The organism is Streptomyces silaceus, assembly GCF_001419745.1.
Lineage (GTDB): Bacteria > Actinomycetota > Actinomycetes > Streptomycetales > Streptomycetaceae > Streptomyces > Streptomyces silaceus.
In genome coordinates this window covers 1-15,421 of record NZ_LIRJ01000039.1, presented here as the reverse complement: position 1 = coordinate 15,421, position 15,421 = coordinate 1, and the positions used below count along the sequence as shown (strand labels likewise).

The 15,421-nt window shown below is 74.4% G+C and carries 12 protein-coding genes and 1 pseudogene; 8 read left to right on the top strand and 5 right to left on the bottom strand.

Annotated elements, in window-relative coordinates; translation table 11 throughout:
* A partial coding sequence (locus tag AOK22_RS04515) for an RNA-binding S4 domain-containing protein (protein WP_167357828.1) occupies positions 1 to 345 on the bottom strand: 345 nt, incomplete at its 3' end.
* A gap of 145 nt (positions 346 to 490) precedes the next feature.
* Between AOK22_RS04515 and AOK22_RS04510 the strand changes: the two genes are divergently transcribed.
* From AOK22_RS04510 to AOK22_RS04485, 7 genes and pseudogenes are all read left to right on the top strand, one after another.
* Positions 491 to 1,894 (top strand): M20/M25/M40 family metallo-hydrolase, encoded by a 1,404-nt coding sequence (locus AOK22_RS04510; protein ID WP_055697232.1) that lies wholly within the window; start codon positions 491 to 493, stop codon positions 1,892 to 1,894.
* A complete protein-coding gene (locus AOK22_RS04505) occupies positions 1,891 to 3,426 on the top strand; it encodes a YfcC family protein (protein ID WP_079036336.1) in 1,536 nt (511 codons plus the stop codon). Before AOK22_RS04510 ends, AOK22_RS04505 begins: the two co-directional genes overlap by 4 nt.
* A 43-nt stretch (positions 3,427 to 3,469) precedes the next feature.
* A complete protein-coding gene (locus AOK22_RS04500; protein WP_055697231.1) occupies positions 3,470 to 4,186 on the top strand; it encodes a uracil-DNA glycosylase in 717 nt (238 codons plus the stop codon).
* Between the two features lie 38 nt (positions 4,187 to 4,224).
* The gene (locus tag AOK22_RS04495) at positions 4,225 to 5,424 is read left to right on the top strand and encodes an MFS transporter (protein WP_055697230.1); all 1,200 of its coding nucleotides are present in this window, start codon (positions 4,225 to 4,227) and stop codon (positions 5,422 to 5,424) included.
* Between the two features lie 12 nt (positions 5,425 to 5,436).
* Positions 5,437 to 5,644: pseudogene (locus AOK22_RS42510) on the top strand (aspartate/glutamate racemase family protein); the annotation flags it as partial.
* Between the two features lie 168 nt (positions 5,645 to 5,812).
* Entirely contained in the window at positions 5,813 to 6,838 is a 1,026-nt protein-coding gene (locus AOK22_RS04490; protein WP_425263997.1) for a glycoside hydrolase family 6 protein, read from the top strand.
* 209 nt (positions 6,839 to 7,047) lie between these two features.
* Positions 7,048 to 8,412: an AMP-binding protein gene (locus AOK22_RS04485; RefSeq protein ID WP_055697229.1), complete on the top strand. Its 1,365-nt coding sequence runs from the start codon at positions 7,048 to 7,050 to the stop codon at positions 8,410 to 8,412.
* Here AOK22_RS04485 and AOK22_RS04480 read toward each other — a convergent pair.
* The 4 genes from AOK22_RS04480 to AOK22_RS04465 all read right to left on the bottom strand — a co-directional run bounded on the left by AOK22_RS04480 (position 8,355) and on the right by AOK22_RS04465 (position 12,253).
* Positions 8,355 to 8,783, bottom strand: a complete 429-nt coding sequence (locus AOK22_RS04480) for a RidA family protein (RefSeq protein ID WP_055697228.1) — start codon at positions 8,781 to 8,783, stop codon at positions 8,355 to 8,357. The genes AOK22_RS04485 and AOK22_RS04480 overlap by 58 nt on opposite strands.
* Positions 8,784 to 8,870: 87 nt before the next feature.
* Positions 8,871 to 9,956 carry a TolB-like translocation protein gene (locus AOK22_RS04475; RefSeq protein WP_244164694.1) on the bottom strand — a complete coding sequence of 362 codons (1,086 nt, stop codon included), beginning with the start codon at positions 9,954 to 9,956 and terminating at the stop codon, positions 8,871 to 8,873.
* Positions 9,953 to 11,251, bottom strand: coding sequence for an MFS transporter (locus AOK22_RS04470; protein ID WP_055697227.1), 1,299 nt, complete (start codon positions 11,249 to 11,251; stop codon positions 9,953 to 9,955). Before AOK22_RS04470 ends, AOK22_RS04475 begins: the two co-directional genes overlap by 4 nt.
* Before the next feature lie 18 nt (positions 11,252 to 11,269).
* Entirely contained in the window at positions 11,270 to 12,253 is a 984-nt protein-coding gene (locus tag AOK22_RS04465) for a metallophosphoesterase family protein (RefSeq protein WP_055697226.1), read from the bottom strand.
* Between the two features lie 246 nt (positions 12,254 to 12,499).
* Between AOK22_RS04465 and AOK22_RS04460 the strand changes: the two genes are divergently transcribed.
* Positions 12,500 to 15,421 (top strand): DEAD/DEAH box helicase (locus AOK22_RS04460; RefSeq protein ID WP_055697233.1); only part of this gene is annotated, 2,922 nt, incomplete at its 3' end.

Here is a 15,421-nt window from a genome sequence, read left to right as displayed (position 1 = left end):
GGGCGGGGGGGGGGGGGGTGGGGGCGTGTTGTCGGTGTAGCACGTGACGGCCACGGGGGCTCCGACGCGCTTGCGGATCAGTTGGCGCACGACGACGATCCGCTCGTGGCCGCCCGCGCTCCGTACGCGTACCTCGTCGCCGACGTGCACGCCGTACGCCGGCTTGACGCGCTCGCCGTTGACCCGCACGTGGCCGCCCTTGCACGCGGCCGCGCCGGCCGAGCGGGTCTTGACCAGGCGTACCGACCAGATCCAGCTGTCGACGCGCACCGAGCCGCCCTCGCCCGCCGCGCCGCCACCCGCCGCGCCGCCGCCCTTCCCGCCGCCTGAAGTCTCCGAAGCCATGCCCCGACCTTAGTCCGGCTTCGGTGCGGCATCCCCGGCTCACGGCGAGCCGTCCGGAATCCGCTGACCCCGGCCGTCGATAATCCGTCGTTATCGCCACAGAACGGACCGGACGTGGCACATGGACGACTCCCGGGAAGCTCCCATGAACTCTCACGAAGCCCTCGAAGCCACCGTCGACGGCCTGATGGACCGGTTGCGTGTCGACCTCGAACGTCTCGCCACGATCCCCTCGATCGCGTTCCCCGGGTTCCCCGCCGGGCCGGTGGAGGAGGCCCACGACCTGCTGGCCGGACTGCTGCGGGACGCCGGGGTGCCGCGGGTGGAGCGGCTCGACCTGCCCGACACCGCGCCGGTGATCTACGGCGAGATCCCGCCCCCGTCGCCCGACGCGCCGACCGTGCTGCTGTACGGCCACTACGACGTGCAGCCGCCCGGCGATGAGTCGCTGTGGAAGTCCCCGCCGTTCGAGCCGACGCCCGTCGAGGGCGGGCTGCGCGCCCGGGGCATCGCGGACGACAAGTCCAACGTCATCGCGCACCTCGGGCTGCTCCGGGCCTACGAGGGGCGTCCGCCGGTCGGCGTCAAGATCGTCATCGAGGGGCAGGAGGAGTACGGCAGCGCCTTCGACGACTACCCGCCCACCGATCCCGAGCGGTTCGCCTGCGACGCCATGGTCATCGCCGACCTCGGCAACCTCCGCCCCGGCACCCCCACCCTCACGACCGGTCTGCGCGGCGCCTGCGAGGTGACGGTCGAGGTCCGCACCCTCGACGAGCCGCGCCACAGCGGGGAGTTCGGGGGCGCGGCGCCCGACGCGCTGCTCGTCCTGGTGAAGGCGCTCGCCACGCTGCACGACGTGCACGGCGATGTCGCGGTGGAGGGGCTGCGGCGCGAGGAGTGGGAGGGCGCCGGGTACACGGAGGAGGAGTTCCGGTCCCTGGCGGGGGTGCGGGACGGGGTGCCGCTCATCGGGAGCGGCGGGCTCGGGGAGCGGCTGTGGAGCGGGCCCGCGATCACCGTCATCGGGCTTGACGCGCCGAGCGTGGAGCATGCCGCGTCGGCCGTCGTGCCGTACGCCCGCGCCAAGCTGAACCTCCGCTTCCATCCCCGGCAGGATCCGCGCGAGGCGCAGGGACGGCTCGTCGAGCATCTGCGCTCGCTCAAGCCCTTCGGTGTCGCGCTCACCGTCACGCCCGGCGACACCGGGCCCGGCTACGAGGCCGCCACCGGCGGGCCCGCCTACCGCGCCGCGCTCACCGCGCTGCGGGAGGGATGGGGGAAGGAGGCCTCGTACGTGGCCACGGGCGGTTCCATTCCGCTGGTCAACGGGCTGGCGAAGGCCGCGCCCGGCGCCGAGGTGCTGCTCTTCGGCGCGCAGGACAGCATGTGCAATCTCCATGCCCCGAACGAGCGTGTCCTCTTCTCGGAGCTGCGCAACACGGTCGTCGCCCTGTGCGCCTTCGTACGCGAGTACGCCGCCGACTTCCGGGGTGCGGGCGCCGGGGACCGTACCGGTTCCGAGCCGTCGGGCGGTGGCGTCGCGTGAGTGCCGGCGAGACCTCCGTGGGCGGGGAACCGACCGAGGAGCCCAGCAAGAAGCGGAAGTTCACCTTTCCCAGCGCCCTGACCGTCCTCGCGATCGTCACCGTCGCGGTGTGGCTGCTCGCCTTCCTCATCCCCTCCGGGCAGTACGACCGCAACGACTCCGGCGCACCCGTCCAGGGCACCTACCACCGCGTCGACTCCGGACAGTCCTTCGTCGACCGGCTCAACGACCTCTTCCTGTCGCCCGTCAACGGCCTCTACGGCATCCAGGACGAGAAGACCTCGCTGGTCGCGCCCGACAACGTCGGGTCGCTGTACGGCAGCGCGGGCGTCTTCCTGTTCGTGCTGGCCATCGGCGCGTTCATCACCGTCGTCTTCGCGACCGGCGCGCTCGACCGGGGCATCGGGCGGCTCGCCCACCGGCTGCGCGAGCGCGGCGCGCTGCTCATCGCCGGTGTCATGGTCGTCTTCTCCGTCCTCGGGACCGTGGAGGGCTTCGCCGAGGAGACCCTCGGCTTCTACGGGCTGATCGTGCCGCTGATGCTCGCCCTCGGCTACGACCGCATGACCGCCGTCGGCGCGATCATCCTCGGCGCGGGCGTCGGCGTGCTCTGCTCGACGGTGAACCCCTTCGCGACGGGCGTCGCCTCGTCCGCCGCCGACATCTCGCTGGGCGACGGCATCGTGCTGCGCTTCGCCATGTGGTGCGTGCTGACGGGGGTCACCGTCGCGTACGTCATCCGGTACGCCAAGCGCGTCCGGCGCGACCCGGGGCGTTCCCTGTCCGGGTTCCTGCCGGGGGACCGGGAGCAGTCCGCCGCCGACGCGGGCGAGGTGCCGGAGCTGACCGGGCTGCACAAGGCCGTGCTCGTCGTGACCGCGCTCGTCTTCACCTTCATGATCTTCTCGGTGGTGCCCTGGTCGAGCGCGCTCACGGGCAAGGCGGACGCGCGGCCCTACGGCTTCGAACTCGGCTGGTCCTTCCCCCAGCTGGCGGCCCTGTTCCTGTGCGCGGCCGTGCTCGTCGGGCTCGTCGCGCGGATGGGCGAGCAGAAGCTGAGCTCGACGGTGATCCAGGGCGCGGCCGACTTCGTCTCGCCCGCGCTGGTCATCCTGCTGGCCCGCGGCGTCACGACCATCATGAACAACTCGAAGATCACGGACACCGTGCTGCACTCCATCGAGGGCGTGGTCAAGGGCACCTCCTCGGGGCTCTTCGCGGTCATCGTCTTCCTCGTGAACCTGCCGCTCGCCTTCCTGATCCCCTCCACCTCGGGGCACGCCACGCTCGCCATGCCGATCCTCGCGCCGCTCGCCGACTTCGCCGGCGTCTCGCGCGCGGTCGTCGTCACCGCCTGGCAGTCGGCCAGCGGCTGGATGAACCTGTGGGTGCCGACGACGGCGGTCACCATCGGTGGCGTGGCGCTCGCCAAGGTCGGCTACGACAAGTACCTGCGGTTCGTGTGGCCGCTGCTCGTCGTCCTGGCCGTGCTGATCTGCGTGTTCGTGGCGCTGGGTGCGGCCCTGACCTGAGGGGCGCGGGTGCCGGGCCGGCGCGGGTGCGTACGGTGGAGGCATGGACGGCCTGGGCGAGCTCGACGCGCGGCTCGTCGCGTGCCGGGCCTGTCCCCGCCTCGTGGAGTGGCGCGAGGAGGTCGCGCGGACCCGGCGCGCGGCCTTCGCCGACCAGGAGTACTGGGGGCGGCCGGTGCCCGGCTTCGGGCCGCACGACGCGGCGCTCCTGATCATCGGCCTCGCGCCCGCCGCGCACGGCGCCAACCGCACCGGCCGGATGTTCACCGGCGACCGCTCGGGCGACGTGCTCTACCGCGCCCTGTACGACGTCGGCCTGGCCTCGCGCCCCACCGCCGAGAGCGCCGACGACGGCCTGACCCTGTACGGCACCCGCATCACCTCGCCCGTGCACTGCGCGCCGCCCGCCAACAAGCCGACCCCGCGGGAGCGCGACACCTGCCGCTCCTGGCTGGTGGACGAGCTGCGGCTGCTCGCCCCGCACCTGCGGTCCGTGGTGGTGCTCGGCGCCTTCGGCTGGCAGGCCGCGCTGCCCGCCCTCGCCGCGGCGGGCCGGCGGGTGCCCCGGCCCCGGCCCGCTTTCGGACACGGGGCCCGGGTGACCCTGGCGGGCGGCGCGGACCTCGCGCCGCTGGAACTGTTCGGCTGCTTCCACGTCAGCCAACGCAACACGTTCACCGGACGGCTGACGCCCGCGATGCTGCGGGACGTGCTCGGCGCGGCCGCGGACGCCGCGGGGCTACGCCGGACGGCTCAATAGGGCGGGCCGGGAAGCGCCGCGATTCCTAGCGTGGAAGCGTGGACGAGACCGACGCGACTCCGGCAGCCAGGCCCTCCGCCGCCGCCTACCGCAACCTGGCCGTGGCGACCGTCGGCTTCACGCTCACCTTCTGGGCCTGGGACCTGGTGGCGCCGCTCGGCAGCGACTTCAAGGACCGGCTCGGGCTGAGCTCCTTCCAGCAGTCGCTCCTGGTCGCCGTGCCCGTGATCGTCGGCTCGCTGGGCCGGGTGCCGGTCGGCGCGCTGACCGACCGCTACGGCGCCCGGCGGATGTTCCCGCTGGTCGCGGCGCTCACCATCATCCCGGTGTTGCTGATCATCCCGGCCAGGGACAGCTTCGGCGCGATGCTCGGGGTGGGCTTCCTGCTCGGCCTCGGCGGGACGACGTTCGCCATCGGCATCCCGCTGGTCAACTCGTGGTTCCCGCCGGCCCGCAGGGGCTTCGCGCTCGGCGTCTTCGGGATGGGCATGGGCGGCGTGGCGCTCTCCGGCTACTTCACGCCGCGCATCGCCGAGCACGGCGAGAACCTGCCCTTCCTCGTCGTGGCCGTCGCGCTCGCCGTCTTCGCGCTGCTCGCCGCAGTGCTCATCACCGACCGCCCGGACCGTCCCGTGCCCACCAGCCCGCTGGCCACGCGGCTCGGGCAGGCGGGGCGGCTGCGGGTCACCTGGGAGCTGTCGGCGCTGTACGCGATCGGCTTCGGCGGGATCGTCGCGTTCGGGGTGTACCTGCCGACGTACCTGAAGACCTGGTACGACCTCTCGCCCACCGACGCGGGCACCAAGGCGGCCGGGTTCGCGCTCGTCACCGTCGTCTTCCGGCCGGTCGGCGGCTGGCTCTCCGACCGGATCCATCCGGCCACGGTGACCTCCTTCGCCCTCGCCGTGGTCGCCCTCTTCGCCGTCGTACAGGCCTTCGACCCGGTGCTGAACCCGACGGGCACGCTCTGCTTCCTGGTCATGGCGGCCGGGCTCGGCACCGCGAGCGGCAGCGTCTTCGCGCTCGTCTCGCAGGTGACCCCGCAGCCGCAGGTCGGCTCGGTCACGGGCATCGTGGGCGCGGTGGGCGGCCTCGGCGGCTTCGTGCCGCCGCTGGTCATGGGCGCGATCTACAGCGCGAAGGACTCGTACTCGATCGGCTTCATGCTCCTGTCCGACCTGGCGCTCGCGGGGTGCGTGTACGCGTACGGGCGGATGCGGGAGGCGAAGGCGGACTGACGCCGGGCAGCCGTCCTCGGCTGCGCCGGGATGACCGGGCTGCAACGGGCCGTCGGCGACAAGCGCGGCATGCCCGTCGTCGACGGGGTCGGCGCCACGGCTCGCCGAGTCGCTCGTCGCGCTCGGCCCGACCACGAGCCGCGTCGGCGGGTACGCCAAACCCCTGCCGAAGAGGCGCACTTGGGGAGCCGGACACGCCCAGCCGCCGCCGTCGGAGTGATATTCCGGGTGAACTGCCCGCGCCCCGGCGGGGGACGGGCCGCCGCCGGGGCGGGCCGACCGCAGACTCCGGACAGCGCGCCGGGCCCGACCGGCGCCGAGCAACTGGAGCCACCTGGTGCCGCACCCGTCCTCCCGCCGCCTCTGCCACCGCATCTCCCGTCACCGCATCTCCCGCGCCGTCTCCCGGCCGCTGTCCCGGAGCCTGCTCGCCGCCGCCCTCCTGCTGGGCGCGGCGACCGGCTGCGCCGAGGCGTCCGGCGCGGACGCCTCGGCGCGCGCCGTGCGGGCCCCGGCCGAAGGGGCCCTCGCCGACAGGGCGGCCGGCCCCGCCTTCTGGGTCGACCCGCGCAGCGCGGCCGTCCGGCAGGCCGCCCAGTGGCGACGGCAGGGCCGCACCGCCGACGCCCGGCTCGTCGACCGCATCGCGGGCCGCCCGCAGGCCGTCTGGCTGCACGCCAACGGGCCCGGCGCCCAGGTGCGCGCCCTCGTCGACGCCGCGGCCAGGGCGCGGCGCACCGCCGTCCTCGTCGCGTACTTCATCCCGCACCGCGACTGCGGCGCCTACTCCTCCGGCGGCGCCCGCGACGCCGCCCACTACCGCCAGTGGATCGACGGGTTCGCCGCCGGGCTCGGCACCCGCGGCGCGTACGTGATCGTCGAACCGGACGCCGTCGCGCAGATGGTGGCGGGCTGCCCGCGCGCCGCCGCGGCCGAGCGGTACGCCCTGCTCTCCTACGCCGTCCAGCGCATCAAGCGCCACCCCGGCACCAAGGTCTACCTCGACGCGGGCAACGCGAGCTGGATCCCCGACGCCCGCCGCCTGGTCGGACCGCTGCGCAGCGCCGGCATCGCCCACGCCGACGGCTTCGCCCTGAACGTCTCCAACTACCAGACGAACAAGGTGAGTTCCGACTACGGTCGGCGGCTCTCCAGGGAGCTCGGCGGCAAGCACTTCGTCGTCGACAGCAGCCGCAACGGCAACGGCCCCTACCGGGGCACCGAGGCCTGGTGCAATCCGCCGGGCCGCGCCCTCGGCATCCCGCCCACCACCCGCACCGGCGTCGCCTCGCTCGACGCCTACCTGTGGATCAAGCGGCCCGGTGAGTCCGACGGGACGTGCCGGGGCGGGCCGCGCGCGGGGCAGTGGTGGCCCGAGTACGCCCTCGGCCTGGCCCGGCGCGCCCGCTCCTAGCCGCCGGGCCCGCACCGGCCCGCCGGGTCCGGACCCCGCCCAGGTCAGCGGCGTGCCTTGGACCTTCCGCCGAGGACGGCCCGCGACCGTGGTCGGGACAGCGCATTGCGCGGGTGGGTGGCGTCGGATGGGATCACCAGGGCCACGGCGCCGGGACCGCTCCCCGGCGTCGGGGCGGACGACCGGCACCGAGGAGGCGAAGCACACCCATGCTCGACGGCTGCACCCCCTGGCCCGAGGAGTTCGTCGACCGCTACTGGGCGGCCGGGCACTGGCGCGGCCACACGCTCGACAACCTGCTGCGCGGCTGGGCCCTGGAGCACGGGCCGCGGACCGCGCTCGTGCACGGCGGCACCGGCACCCGCGTCACGTACGCGCGGCTGAACCGGCGCGTGGACCGCATGGCCGCCGGGTTCCGGCTGCGGGGCCTCATGCGCGGGCAGCGGGTCGTCGTGCAGCTGCCGAACGTCCCCGAGTTCGTCGTCGCAGTCTTCGCGCTGATGCGGGCGGGCGCGGTCCCCGTGCTCTGCCCGCTCGCGCACCGCACGCCCGAGGTGTCCCGCCTGGTGCGGATCACCGAGGCCGCCGGATACGTCGGTCCGGCGACGCACGAGGGCTTCGACCACGCGGCGATGGCCGCCGGTATCGCCGCCCAAGGGCCCTTCCTGCGGCGGGTGTTCACCTACGAGGCGCCGGGCGCCTCGTCCCCGTACGGCGGCATGACGATCGATCCGTCGGGCTGCCACCACTTCCCGCTCGGCTCCGTAGACGCCCCGCCCGAGCGCCCGCTCGTGCAGGGTGCCGACGAGGTGGCGCTCCTCCTGCTCTCCGGGCACGGCACCGGCGAGGAGGCTCGGCTCGTGCCGCGCACCCACGACGACTACGCGTATCAGGCGCGGGCCGCCGCCGAGCTGGTGTCGCTCACCGGGGACGACGTGTATCTCGCCGCGCTGCCCGCCGAGTCCGCGCTCGCCCTCGGCTGCCCCGGCATCGTCGGCACCCTCTCCGTCGGCGGCACCGTCGTCCTGGCCGACGACGCGGACCCCGCCGGGTGCCTCGCGGCCGTCGAGCGCGAGCGGGTCACCGTCACCTCCCTGCTGCCCGCCCTCGCCCGGGGCTGGCTCGACGCGCTGCCCGGGGCAGGGGCCGACGTGAGCACGCTGCGGCTCGTGCAGCTCGGCGGCGCGCCCCCGGACGGCGCGGTCGCCGCGCGCATCGGCGCCGAACTGGGCTGCCGCCCCCAGCAGGTGTTCGCCACCGCCGAGGGGCCGCTGCTGCTCACCCGGCCCGGTGATCCGGCCGGGACCGCCACGCACGGCCGCCCGCTCTCGCCCGACGACCAGGTCCGCGTCGTCGACGCCGACGGCAAGGACGTGCCCGACGGGGAGCCCGGCGAACTCGTCGCCCGCGGCCCGTACACCCCGCGCGGCTACTACCGGGCATCCGACGCGCGCGCCTTCACCGCCGACGGCCATGTGCGCACCGGCCGGACCGCGCGGCGCGCTCCGGACGGCTCCTACGCGGTGACCGGCGGGTCCGGGACGACCGCCGTGGCCGTGATCTCCACGAGCTGACCGGGGTAGCCGAGGCAGGTGGTGCCCAGGAGCGTCGACGTGTGCGGGCCCGCGTGCAGGCCGGAGGCGCGTACGACCTCCCAGGCGGTGGTCAGGGCCGGGGGCTCGTCGGCGACGACGTACACCGTGCTGGCCACCACCTGCGACAGATCGCTGCCCACCGCGCGCAGGGCCTCGTCGAGGTTGGCGATGACCTGCGCGGTCTGCCGGGCGATGTCGCCCTCGCCGACGAGGTTCCCCTCGGGGTCCAGCGGGACGGAGCCCGCCATGAAGGCGAGACGGGTGCCGGCCTCGACGACGGCGGCGTGGGCGTATCCGGGAGGCGGGAAGAGGGTGGGCACGACGGTGCGTCGCGGGGCGGGAGAGGTCATGGGGTGATCCTGCGGGAGCCGGGGCGGCGTGCGCATCCGGATTTCGTACGCCGCCCCGGGCCCGGTAGGTGCCGCGCGGGGTGCCGGTCAGCGCACCGCCGCCGGTGAACTCCCGCCGCGTACCCGCAAAGCGGGCTTTCCGGAGCCGTCGGCCGGGGTGGACCAGATGTCCTGCTTGCGGCCGTCCTGGCCCGGCAGCGCGTACGCGAGCGTGCCGTCGTCCAGCCACGCGGCCTGGTCGTCGACGTTGCGGCGCTCGGCGAGCGGGTGCTCGCGCATCGTGCGCAGATCCAGGACGTACAGCCGCCACGGGTCCGAAGTCCCCTTGCGCACCCGCTTCTTGAAGGCGATGCGGGTGTTGTCGGGGGAGAGCGAGGGGCATTCGACGTTCGTGCGCAGCGCGGTCGCCGCCCACTTCTTCATGTCGCCGCGCACGAGGTACGTCTTCCCCTTCGTCGACACCGTCGCGTAGAAGAGGTTGTCGTCCTTCGCGAAGGTCACGCCCCAGTAGTTGACGTCCGGCGCGTGGTAGCGGCGGCCGTCGAGGGTGAGGGGGATCTCCTCCATGTTCTTGATGAGGTAGCCGGTGCGGGTGTCCAGGATCGAGGTGCGGGTGGAGAAGGACGAGCCCGCGTAGGAGTCGCCGGTGGCGAACATCGTCCAGGACAGCATGCGCCCCGACGCGGAGACGCGCGCCCGGTTGGGGATGCCGGTGAGCGCGATGCGGCGCTTCTCGCGCAGGTCGTCGTCCAGGACGACCGCGTAGGACGTGGGCGGGATCCCGGCCCGGCGCTGGAGGCACAGGCCGGTGCCCGCGGCGGCGTAGAAGCGCTCGCAGGTGGGGCCGCCGGTGGTGCGGGCGGCCTTGCGTGCGCCCGCGCCGGGCAGGGGCAGATGGGCCACCCGGCCCGCGCCCGCCTCCGTGCTGCGGAAGTACAGCTGCCCGTGGTCGAGGCCGAACTCCGATGCGGCGTCGGCCGATTCGGCGCGCTGGGCCGCGTGCAGGGTGTACGCGACGGCGACGCCCGCGAGGACGGCGGCGGCCACCGCGACGGCGACGATCCGCGAGCGCAGGGACCGGGGGGCCGGGGCGTCGGGAGAGGGCGAGGGCGCTTCGGCCGTGGGAGTGCCGGCCGTGGGGATATCGGTCGTGGGAGTGTCGGGCCTGGTCATGAGGGCCTTTCGGTACGGGGCAGCAGGGCCGCCGCCCCCGCGAGCGCCGCGGTCAGCGCGACGGCGGCGCAGGTCAGCGCGGGCCCGACGCCCCACAGCGTCCAGGCCGCGCCGAACCCGGCGGCGGCGAGGAGCCGGGCGAGGGCCTGCCCGGTCTGCAGCACGGCCATCCCGCTCGCCCGCCGCGCCTCGGCGACCACGGGGGCGGCGAGCGCCATCAGGACCCCGTCGGTGGCGGCGTAGAAGACACCGAGCAGCAGCAGGACGCCGATGAGCAGCGGCCAGCCGCCGGTGGGCGAGAGCAGCAGGAGATAGCCGCCGAGCAGCGCCACGTGCCCCGCGAGGAACGGTACGCGCCGCCCCGTGCGGTCGGCGAGCCGGCCCGCCGGGACCGCGAGCAGCAGATAGACGGCGGCGGAGCCCAGCGGGAGCAGCGGGAACCACGAGACCGCGAAGTCGAGCCGCCGCTGGAGCAGGAGATAGAGGAACGCGTCGCCGATGGTGGCCGCGCCGAGCAGCGACGCCGCCAGCAGGACGCGCCGGAAGGCGGGGATGCGGAGCAGGTCGAGCGCGCGGTCCCGGCGGCCGGACGGGGCCCGGTCGGCCGCCGCCCGCCGGGACGGGGCCTTGGGCGCGGCGCCGGCCATGGCCTGGTGACCCGGCACGAACGCGACCAGCAGCAGCACCCCGAGCAGCCCGAAGCAGAAGCTGACCACGAACACGGCGTCGTAGGCGTCCGCGGTCGCCCACAGCAGCGCGAACGCGGCGAGCGGCCCGAGCAGCGCGCCCGTCGTGTCCATCGCCCGGTGCACGCCGAAGGCGCGGCCCAGCGCGTCGGGCGGGCTGCTCAGCGAGATGAGCGCGTCCCGCGGCGCGGTGCGCACGCCCTTGCCGATGCGGTCGGCGGCGAGCGCCGCGCCGATCCCGGCGGTGGCACCGCCCGCGAGCAGCAGCCCGAGCCGGGACAGCGCCGAGAGGGCGTAGCCGCCGCCGGCCACGAGCTTGTGCCGCCCGCCGCGGTCGGCGGCGTACCCGCCGGCCAGCCGCACCAGCGCCGTGACGCCGTTGTAGAGGCCGTCGAGGAAGCCGAACTGCAGTGGGGAGAGGCCGAGTTGGAGGACGAAGTAGAGCGGAAGGACCGCGGTGACCATCTCCGAGGAGATGTCGGTGACGAGGCTGACCGCGCCGAGCGCGAGGACGGGTCCCGCGACCCGGCCGCGCCCGGCCCCGGACTTCTCCGGGGCCGGGGCCGCCGCGCCGCCCTTGGTGACCGCGCCGGTGGAAGCGAGGTACATGGGTGGCTCCCGCCGGGCTCAGCGGCAGGTGTAGTTCGGGCTGGTGTCCTTCGTCGAGCCGTCGGTGGCGACGAGGTTCCAGGAGAAGCCGGTGTCGGTGAAGTTCAGCTTGACCACGCCGAAGGTGTCGGTGATCCGCTTCTGGCTGTTGGGCTGGACTTCCTCGATCTTGTACGGGTTGGCGCCGCCCATGCCGCCGAGCAGTTCGACGATGCCGTTCGAGTCGGCCTTGCCGTCCGGGTTCTGCGGGGCGAACCGCTCGTAGTGGTGGTCGTGGCCGTTGAGGACCAACTCGGCCTTGTTGTCGTAGAGCAGCTTCCAGACCGGGCGGCTCACCGGGTCGTTGCCGTGCTCGCCGGAGGAGAAGAGCGGGTGGTGCCAGTACGCGGCCACGCACTTCTTGGAGTTGGCGGCGAGGTCGTCCTTGAGCCAGTCGATCTGCTCGTCGTCGTCGAAGCTGTTGGAGTCGAGCGCGATGAAGTGCCAGTTGCCCTGGTCGTAGCTGTAGTAGCTCTTGCCGTCGGGGTAGGCGACCGACCCGAAGTAGGACTTGTAGCCCGCGAGCGAGCCCGCCGGGTCGTACGTCTCGTGGTTGCCCGCGGCCGGCCGCGTCTTGCTCTTGAAGGCGCCCCAGGACTTGTCGTAGTAGTTCTTGAAGTCCTTCAGACGGGCGTCGTCGTACTGGTTGTCGCCCATGGTCATCACGAAGGACGGGTCGATCTGCTTGACCAGGGCCGCGGTCTTGGGGTGCTTGCAGCTGCTGCTGCTCGACGTGCACTGCTCGGCGATGTCACCGGCGGCGACCGCCGTGAATCCGGCCCGGGGCGTGGCGGTGGGCGAGGCGTCCGCCTCCTCGGCGGGCGACCACAGCAGCACGCCGCCGACGAGGGCGAGCGAGGCGCCCGCGGCGACGGGGACGCCGAGGCGGGCTTTGCGGGACCGGGTCTTTTGTGAACGGGCTTCGGGCGTGCGGGAGTTCATGGCGCGGGGGGTGAGCGGCATGTCCGTCTCCTCGGTGGCGTGGGGGTGCCTGGCCGTCCCGGGAATCCTGGCGATGCGGCATGTGCGCGTCAATAACTTGGGATGAATTATTGTTAGGAAACTTTCCTTCCAGTGTTCATCTGGTGATCGCCCGGGGGCGGTTGCGCGGGGGCGGGGGGAGCGGCGGCCGAGGGTTGTCAGTGGTCTGGCCTAGGGTTGCGGACGCAGGGAAAGGCTGCGTGAACAGGGCTTGGCGAGGCGGTGGTGATGGGGGCAGAGGGTGTGACGGCGCCGGACGGCGCCGTCCTCGTGCGGACCTGCGCCGCCGTGTTCCTCCCGGCGGAGCCGCCGCGCGAGGGACGCGTGGCTTTCTGGCGGGCGGACGGGGGTGAGCTGCCGGACGGGGGCCTGCTGTCGAGCGGGGGAGCGCTGCCGGACGGGGGCGTCGGCGCGGGAGAAGGGGTTGGCGTACGAGAAGGCCTCGGCGTGCGGGAGGGGCTCGGCGTGCGGGAGGGCCTCGGCGTACGAGAAGGCCTCGGCGTACGAGAAGGCCTCGGCGTACGAGGGGATCTCGTCGTCGCCCGCAAGCACGGCAAGGGGGCCCGTGCCCGCACCGTGCCCGCGCTCTTCCTGCCGGTCGCCGACGCCCTGCCGCTGCTGCTCGGCGCCGCCCGCCCGCACCCCGCCGTCGCCTGCTGGGGCGCCGCCGCCCGGCACGCGCTGCACCTGGCGGCGCGGGGCAGGCTGCTGCCCGGACTGACCGCCGAGGACCACGACGCATGGCGCGCGGGCCCGCTGGACGAGGCCGACGTCGCCCAGCTGCGGGCCGTCGCCGCCGCGCTGCCCGCCGAGGCGCACGCCGTGCCGCTGCCCTCACCGGGACGCGGGCCGCTTCAGCTGCCGCAGCCGTTCGCCCTGGTCAGGGCCTTCGTCGACGCGGTGGTCGACGTCCTGCCGCGCACCCCCGCCGCCGCGTACGCGGTGGGCGAGCCGTTCGCCGCGCGGGAGCCGCAGCCGCTGCCGGGCGCGCGGGACTGGGCGGCGGAGGTCGCGGCCGGGGTGGACGCGGGCGTGCGCGTCTCGCTCCGGCTCCACCTGAAGGCCCACGAGGTGTTCGACGGCGCGGACGACTCGGCCGAGGACTTCGACGGCGGCGCGGACGGGGCCGCGGGAGTGTCCCGGGCCGCGGTCGCCAGTCCGGCCGCCGCCGTCGTGCAGGTGCACAGCCTCGCCGACCCGAGCCTCGTCACGGACGTGCCCGGACTCTGGGCGGGCGCCGACCACTTCGGGCCGCGCGCCCGCGTCGACACCCTCCTCGCGCTGCGCCGCGCCGCCCGCGTCTGGCCGCCGCTCGGTCGGCTCCTGGAGCGGCAGCGCCCGGACGTCCTGCCGCTGAGCGAGGACGAGCTGCGCGACCTCCTGGGCGCGGCGGCCGGCCGGCTCGGCGCCGCCGGGGTCGCCGTCCACTGGCCCAAGGAGCTGACCCGCGGCCTCACCGCCACGGCCGTCGTCCGCCCGGCCCCCGGCACCGCCGCCGACAACTTCGACTTCTTCAAGACCGAGGAACTCCTCGAATTCCGCTGGCAGTTGGCGCTCGGCGACGGATCCGAGCCGCTGACCGAGACGGAGCTCGACCTGCTCGCGGAGGCGCACCGCCCGGTCGTCCGCCTCCGCGACCAGTGGGTCCTGGTCGACCCCGAGCTGGTCCGCAAGGCCCGCAAGCGCGACCTCGGTCTCCTCGACCCCGTCGACGCCCTGTCCGTCGCACTCACCGGCACGGCGGAGGTGGACGGCGAGCGGGTGCCCGCCGTGCCGCTCGGCGCGCTGGCCCGGCTGCGCGAGCGCGTCACCGGCGCCCCGGAGGTGCCCGCCCCGCCGCCCGGCCTGCACGCCACCCTGCGCGACTACCAGCTCCGCGGCCTGGCCTGGCTCGACCGCATGACCTCGCTCGGCCTCGGCGGCTGCCTCGCCGACGACATGGGCCTCGGCAAGACCGTCACGCTGATCGCCCTCCACCTCCACCGCGCGCGGGCCAAGGGCACGCCGCCGACGCTGGTGGTCTGCCCCGCCTCGCTGCTCGGCAACTGGCAGCGGGAGATCGAGCGGTTCGCGCCCGGCGTCCCCGTGCGCCGCTTCCACGGCACGGGCCGCACCCTCGCGGGCCTGGACGGCGAGGGCGGCTTCGTCCTCACCACGTACGGCACGATGCGCACCAGCGCCCCCGAACTGGCCGGTCAGCGCTGGGGCCTGGTCGTCGCGGACGAGGCGCAGCACGTGAAGAACCCGCACGCGGCGACGGCCAAGGCGCTGCGCACCATCCCCTCGCAGGCCCGGGTCGCGCTCACCGGCACCCCCGTGGAGAACAACCTCTCCGAGCTGTGGGCCCTGCTCGACTGGACGACGCCGGGCCTGCTCGGCCCCCTGAAGGCGTTCCGCGCCCGGCACGCCCGCCTCGTCGAGGGCGGCGAGACGGCGGAGAACGACGAGGCGATGGAGCGCCTGGCCCGGCTCGTGCGCCCCTTCATCCTGCGGCGCAAGAAGTCCGACCCGGGCATCGCCCCCGAGCTCCCGCCGAAGACGGAGACCGACCACCCCGTCGCCCTCACGCGCGAACAGACCTCGCTGTACGAGGCGGTGGTGCGCGAGACGCTGGCCCGCATCGAGGCGTCGGACGGCATGGCCCGCCGGGGCCTCGTGATGAAGCTCCTGATGGGCCTGAAGCAGATCTGCAACCACCCCGCGCAGTACTTGAAGGACGGCGCGCTCACCACCCGGACGGGCCGGTCGCGCTCGGGCAAGCTGGAGCTCCTGGACGAGCTCCTCGACACGATCCTCGCGGAGTCGGAGAGCGCCGGCGCCGTCCTGGTCTTCACGCAGTACGTGGAGATGGCCCGCCTCCTGGAGGCGCACCTGTCGTCCCGGGGCATCCGCTCCCAACTCCTGCACGGCGGCACGCCGGTGGCGCGGCGCGAGGAGATGGTGGACCGTTTCCAGTCGGGCGAGGTCCCGGTCTTCCTGCTGTCCCTGAAGGCGGCGGGCACGGGCCTGAACCTGACCCGGGCGGGCCACGTCGTCCACTACGACCGCTGGTGGAACCCCGCGGTCGAGGAGCAGGCCACCGACCGCGCGTACCGCATCGGCCAGACCCAGCCGGTCCAGGTCCACCGGCTGATCACCGAGGGCACGGTC